A 5,591-nucleotide genomic window follows, 5' to 3' on the forward strand; every position below is an offset into this window, starting at 1 on the left:
TTGGCCTGATCCCCCGAGATTGGATAGTCGTCCACCGCGTACCGCCAGTGCGCCGCCACCAGTGTCGTGCCTGCCTCGAGACGGGCGAACTCGCGGTCGACGACCAGGCGCAGGGTGTCGGGATGCAGGTAGTACGCCACCTCGGAGAGCACGACGAGGTCGAAGTCCTCGGCGGGCCACTCCGCGTCCAGGGACAGCCGCCGCAGCGTGAGACCCTCGCGCTCGCCGACCCTGTCCCGGGTGGCGTCGAGAGCCACCTGCGCCACGTCGCACGACGTGACCCGGTCGCAACGGGTGATCAGCTTCTCGGTGAGCACGCCGATCGAACAACCCGGCTCGAACGCGTGCCGGTAACGCCTACTGGGCAGCATCGCCATCGTGATGGCGTACTTGCGTTCCTCGTACCACCGCTCCGCGAGCCGCCACGGGTCTTGCGCCTTCGCGTAGATGTCTTCGAAGTACTCGTCGGGCAGGCGCGGCATCAGCGAAACACCGCTTCGCCAACCGCGAACAGTCGCTGAATCACGAACGGCGGCAAGGTGGCGTCCATGCCCTGCTCGTACGGGCGCAGTTGGGTGACGAAGGCGGTCGCCGCCCGTCGCTTGCGCGCCATGGCTGCCCTGTCGACGGGCGACATCGACATTCTGTGCCACGGCACGTCGGCGTCGTCTGGCCGCGCCCAGTGCCACATCCACACCGGGTATTCGAGAAGTGTCGAATCGGTCCGCTCGACCGCGGCGGCCGCCGCCCGGCCGACCGCCTCGTGGTCGGGATGACCATCGCCACGCCACGTCGCCGCACACCAGGTGCCCTTGGGCCCCAAGGCCACCAGGTCCGCGAGCAGACGGGCGAGCTCGTCTTCACAGGCGGACAGCTCACCGTCGGGAAGACCCAGGCAGATCGGCTCGCCCAGTCCGAGGGTCTGGGTGGCCCGCCGGAGCTCCTTGCGTCGGTCGCGCTCGAGCCAGGCGCGTTCCAGGGGCGACAACCCAGGAACTGCGCCGCCCCCGTCACTGACGGAGACGACGCGGACGTCGACGCCGCGCGACCGCAGGGTCGACGCCGTCGCTCCGAATCCCAGCGTCTCGTCGTCGGGGTGGGGCGCGACGACGATCAGCGCCGGGCACTCGGCGAGGTCCACGGCCGGGAACTCCCGGCCCCAATCGCGCCAGTCGGCCGCCGAGGTGCCGCCACCCTCGATCGGCTGTGCGGCGAACCTGGCGCCGTTCCCCGCCGCCGTGGTGGTCACTTGGCCGCCGCCCTTCCCAGCGCGGCCAGGTCACGCTCGGCGTGGCTCTGCCGCACGTAGATCGTGAGGTCGGCGACACGCTGGGCGTGCCGCGCGTTCAACACCAGTGGGGCTGGTCCGAGAGCTCGACCGGTCCTGGTGATCGACTCGTCGACGGCCCGTTCGACGACGACCCGGACCCGGCGCGCGATGAGTTCTGCGCGGTCGCCAAACGGCTCGGCATCGACGTAACACGCCGCGGAGACCAGCATGGCCTCGGCGGCAGCGAGGGCGGCGTCGACGGCGCCGAGGTGGGCTTGGGTGTGAGGGTCCGCCGCGGGTCCGTCGTGCCCGTCCGCGACGGCCCGGTAGAGGGGCGCGGCCACACTGCGCGCACCGCCGAGCCAGCACGCCGCCACCCCGATGGCGCCGTGCCAGAAGCCGGGCCGCGCCAGATACTCACCAGGCCGGCCGACCGGGATGCCGACCGCATCGCTCAACTGGACCGAACGGGTGTCACTCGCGCGCATGCCTGCGTTGCGCCAGCTCTCGCTCATGGCGGTGACCCCGGGCTGGCTCAGATCGACGGCGTAGAGCCCGCGCAGGTCGTCCTCGCGCCTGGCGGTGATCAGGGCGTGGGTACAGATTCCTGCGCCAGAGCACCACCCCTTGGTGCCCTCGAGCGTCGCCCGGCCGCCGTCCTCGCTGACCGTGACCACCGCGTGCGGGGCCTCTGCGGCCCATACCCCCCACAGCTGTCCGGCCTCGGCAGCCGGACCGCCGAGTTCGGTCAGGATCGCCAGCGCATCGGCGTGTGCCTCCGCCAGCCGGCCCGCGACGACGTCGTTCTCCGTCAACGCGGCGAGCTTCCACCACCTGGTGCCCGTGCTTCCCGACCCCGGTGCGGGCAGGTCCAGTTCGCCGGCCTCCAGCCACCGCCGGACCAGCGCCGCCGTCATGCGGCACCACCGCTGTGTGACACCGAGCGCAGGTACGCAGCGAATCCGCGCGGCGCGCGCCCCTCGCTTCGGGCCGACGTCTCGACCGACAGTCGGGCGTCCCGGTGTATCCGACGGCCGCTGTGCTCGAAGCGCCGCACCAGGTCGACATCCTCCCCGCTGGCCAGGGCGGCGAATCCGCCTTCCTCCCAGTAGACGTCGGCCCGGAAGCCCATGTTCGCTCCGTGGACGTGCCCGTGTCCCGCGCCACCCTTGCGTGACTTCGCCCGGTAGGCGGTTAGGTAGCGGTTCACCGCGGCGGCGGAGAAGTGCCGCCAGTTGGTGACGTGGACGACGCCGAGAACCATGTCGGCGTCGGCCTTGACCTGACGTACCAGCCATTCGCCGCCCACGCGACTGTCGGCGTCGGTGGTGGCGAACCAGATGCGAGATTCGTCAGACGCCTGCGTACTGTAAACGGATCGCGCATGGGCGAATCCGGCCGCGCGCGTCGCCCCGACGTTCTTCACGTCGACCTCGATGAAATGGACGTCGACACCGAATTGGTGTGCCAGGTCGGCGCTTCCGTCACTGCAGGCATCGAGAACGACGACGACGAGCGTGGGAGCCGCCAGCGCCGAAGCCGAGGCGAGGACGGCGTGCAGGCATCGCGGTAGATTGCCGCGTTCGTCGTGGGCGGGGATCACCACCACCGCCCGGTCGATCGTCATCGCGCGTGCGGACGGGTCGTGCGCGAATGGTCGACGGGATCGACGTGGTCGTCAACCATCATCGGTTCCTTCCACTGCGACAGTGCACACTTCACGGGCGTGCTAGAGGTGCGGAGCTTCCCTGATCTTGCTGTCTTCCTTGCCTGCGGTCTTGCAGAAGGTCTGAACCGACAGCTTCGTCCCGGTGATCTCGAGCTGCGCCGCGTCGGTTCCCTTCTCGTCCTTCAACATCTTCGACACCGCCGTCTGCTGGTCGGCGTCGTTCGCGGCGATGTAGTCCTTGCACGTCGTGTCTCCCCCTTCGACCTTTGCGCCGCAGCCACTCACCAGGGCGCTCAATGCGACGCCCGCCGCTACCACGCTCGTCATCACCGTCATGCACTTCAAGGTCGACTCCTCCTGCAAGGTTGCTGTGGCCGCCGTAGTCGGTATGCATGTGCCCCGCGAAGGGCACGGCGAAACGTTTCCGCGAGATCCCGCGGTTGCGATTGGGGTAACTTGCGCCTAGCACCTAGGAGGTACACCGATGTCAGGACGACACCGCAAGGAAACGACTGATCCCGAGAACAAGTCGCACGGCGAGTCGGACGTAGCCGACGACTCTCACGTTGCGGCCTCACGCGCCGACGGGAACGGCGGAGGGTCCCATGTCGGCGAGCAGAGTTCCGACGACGACTTCGACGCGGGAGAAACCGGTGCCGAAGCCCGGGCCCAGCGCGACTGACTCAAGCGTGGTCTAGTCGTCGGAGGCCCAAGGTGGAGTGTCGTCCATCTTGGCGTAGTACTTCGCAAGATGGTTCTTCACTCGCTCGACGTCACCGGCGGGCAGATCGACACCACCGCGCGAGCCCTGCATCACCGCGGCCGCGGCCATCACCCCTCGAGGCACCGCGGTGAGCTTGCCGTCGATCACGTCGGCGATCAGCAGCTTGTAGGCGGTGAAGTTCTCCTTCTTCTCGGCGTCGTACCAGACGTGGGCGTCGCGGTACCTGGGGTTGGGCTCATCTGTGACCTCTGCCCACTTGCGCACTCGCTTCTCGGCGGAGGCACCGTCCCATTCACGGTCCCTGTCGGCCAGCGGCAGATCCTGAAATGTGCTGACGGTCATGGTGTTCTGTCTCCTAACGTGCCCTGGCGAATTCTTCGACCACTGTCTTGCAGAAGGCGGGTAGGTCATCGGGTGACCGGCTCGAGATCAGGTTGCCGTCCACAACCACCTCCTCGTCGACCGGATTGGCGCCCGCATTGCGGAGGTCGGTTCGCAGACTCGGGAACGACGTGAGCGTCCTGCCCTTGACGACCCCGGCCTCGATCAGCGTCCACGGTCCGTGGCAGATGACGCCGACCGGCTTCCCCGACTGAACGAAGTCCCGTACGAACGCCACCGCCGACTCGTCGAGGCGGAGCTTGTCGGCATTGACGGTGCCGCCGGGGATCAGCAGCGCGTCGAACTCGTCGACGGCGGCGGCGGCCACCGCACGATCGACGGTGAACTCACCCGCAGGTTCCAGATCGTGGTTGCGCGCGTCGATGTCACCGGCCTCCAGGGACAGGAGCTCGGTGTCCGCGCCTGCGTCACGCACCGCGTCCCTGGGCTCGTCGAGTTCACGTCGCTCGACCCCGTTGGTCGCGAGGATCGCAACCCGCTTGCCGTGAAGAACCTTCTTGGTCATCCTTGCTCCTCAACTCAGTTTGCCTGCGGCTCGTCGACTCTCGTCGGCGATGTGGACTTCCCTTGCGTAGAGCAGCCCGAAGGTGAAGCCGTTGCGCCCGCCTGCGGTACCCGTGGACGCCGCCATGCGGCGCAGTGCGGCCATGGCCACGACGGCATCCTGATGGTCGCCGAGGACCGTTTGAATCTCACCCCACTGCGCAGGCCGGCGTCACCCGCGAAGATCTTGTCGATCTGGGACCAGAGGTAGTCATAGAGGATGGCGTCGGCGCCCATGCATCAAGGGATTGCCATCTACAGCGCGGCCAAACCTCAGGCGGCGTCCACCGTGGCAGTGGGGCGGCTGGAGATTCCGGCCCGGCTCAGGCCGGCGACGATCAGTTGACGCAAGCTGCCACGGCCCGGGCCCGACCAGATCACCGGAGCCGTACTGTTGCTCGGTGATGATGAAGAAGCCGCTGAGGAGGTCCTGGAAGCCGCAGGGCGTTCCAGCCGTCTCTGAACTGAATTGCGTTATTGGTAACTGTCATAATGGGTTTGGCCCACGGCGAAGGCCCGGCTCCGACGAGCCGGCCCTTCGCGTTGCCTACTGTTCGGCCGCCTCGCGCGCTTCGTTCGCCTTCGCGGCGCCGCGTGCGCTCTCCGCCGCGGACTCCTTCTTGCCCGCTTCGCGCTGGGCATCGGCCTTGTCCTGCTGGGCCTGTCCCTCGCGATGAAGGTCGTCGCGGTCGGTCACCTTTCCGGCGACCTCCTTGGCCTTGCCCTTCACGCCTTCGACGACGCCCTCGACGGCTTCTTCGACACCATTGCGTTCTGCCATGGTTTCGTTCTCCCTTCGTTGTTCGTCGTTCGGGGTCCATCCCAAAACAGCCTTCCCGGCCGGGAAGCCGAACGAAACCCGTCGCAGGCCGGAATTTGGCGGCGGCTCCGTTTCGCCGGCGCAGTCGGGGGAACACCTTCGTAATGACCGCAGCTGCAGTGTTGTTCGACATCGATGGCACGTTGGTCGACTCCAACTACCT

Annotated in this window: 10 protein-coding genes; 1 reads left to right on the forward strand and 9 read right to left on the reverse strand. The window is 67.8% G+C overall.

Annotated features, from left to right (window positions below; all coding sequences use genetic code 11):
• From QOI01_RS28930 to QOI01_RS28950, 5 genes are all read right to left on the reverse strand, one after another.
• Window positions 1-482: SAM-dependent methyltransferase (locus QOI01_RS28930; RefSeq protein ID WP_526386579.1), on the reverse strand; the 482-nt coding region annotated here is incomplete at its 3' end.
• A complete protein-coding gene (locus QOI01_RS28935; protein ID WP_526386580.1) occupies window positions 482-1,249 on the reverse strand; it encodes a PIG-L deacetylase family protein in 768 nt (255 codons plus the stop codon). The genes QOI01_RS28935 and QOI01_RS28930, both read right to left, overlap by 1 nt.
• On the reverse strand, window positions 1,246-2,187 hold the full coding sequence (locus QOI01_RS28940; protein ID WP_526386581.1) for an acyl-CoA dehydrogenase family protein: 942 nt from the start codon (window positions 2,185-2,187) through the stop codon (window positions 1,246-1,248). The genes QOI01_RS28935 and QOI01_RS28940 overlap by 4 nt, the downstream gene beginning before the upstream one ends.
• Window positions 2,184-2,897 (reverse strand): glycosyltransferase family 2 protein, encoded by a 714-nt coding sequence (locus tag QOI01_RS28945; RefSeq protein ID WP_526386582.1) that lies wholly within the window; start codon window positions 2,895-2,897, stop codon window positions 2,184-2,186. Before QOI01_RS28945 ends, QOI01_RS28940 begins: the two co-directional genes overlap by 4 nt.
• 102 nt (window positions 2,898-2,999) lie before the next feature.
• Complete coding sequence (locus QOI01_RS28950; protein WP_526386583.1) at window positions 3,000-3,275, reverse strand: hypothetical protein; 276 nt, start codon at window positions 3,273-3,275, stop codon at window positions 3,000-3,002.
• Between the two features lie 148 nt (window positions 3,276-3,423).
• Between QOI01_RS28950 and QOI01_RS28955 the strand changes: the two genes are divergently transcribed.
• Window positions 3,424-3,621 (forward strand): hypothetical protein, encoded by a 198-nt coding sequence (locus QOI01_RS28955; protein ID WP_526386584.1) that lies wholly within the window; start codon window positions 3,424-3,426, stop codon window positions 3,619-3,621.
• Between the two features lie 12 nt (window positions 3,622-3,633).
• Here QOI01_RS28955 and QOI01_RS28960 read toward each other — a convergent pair whose 3' ends face one another.
• The 4 genes from QOI01_RS28960 to mbp1 form a co-directional block, all read right to left on the reverse strand.
• A complete protein-coding gene (locus tag QOI01_RS28960) occupies window positions 3,634-4,005 on the reverse strand; it encodes a hypothetical protein (protein ID WP_526386585.1) in 372 nt (123 codons plus the stop codon).
• Between the two features lie 13 nt (window positions 4,006-4,018).
• A complete protein-coding gene (locus tag QOI01_RS28965) occupies window positions 4,019-4,570 on the reverse strand; it encodes a type 1 glutamine amidotransferase domain-containing protein (protein ID WP_526386586.1) in 552 nt (183 codons plus the stop codon).
• Between the two features lie 9 nt (window positions 4,571-4,579).
• Complete coding sequence (locus tag QOI01_RS28970) at window positions 4,580-4,720, reverse strand: hypothetical protein (protein WP_526386587.1); 141 nt, start codon at window positions 4,718-4,720, stop codon at window positions 4,580-4,582.
• Window positions 4,721-5,155: 435 nt separating this feature from the next.
• Complete coding sequence (gene mbp1, locus QOI01_RS28975) at window positions 5,156-5,389, reverse strand: microaggregate-binding protein 1 (protein ID WP_526386588.1); 234 nt, start codon at window positions 5,387-5,389, stop codon at window positions 5,156-5,158.
• Window positions 5,390-5,591: the final 202 nt, after the last annotated feature.

It is taken from the genome of Mycobacterium sp., from assembly GCF_032162605.1.
Classification (GTDB): domain Bacteria; phylum Actinomycetota; class Actinomycetes; order Mycobacteriales; family Mycobacteriaceae; genus Mycobacterium.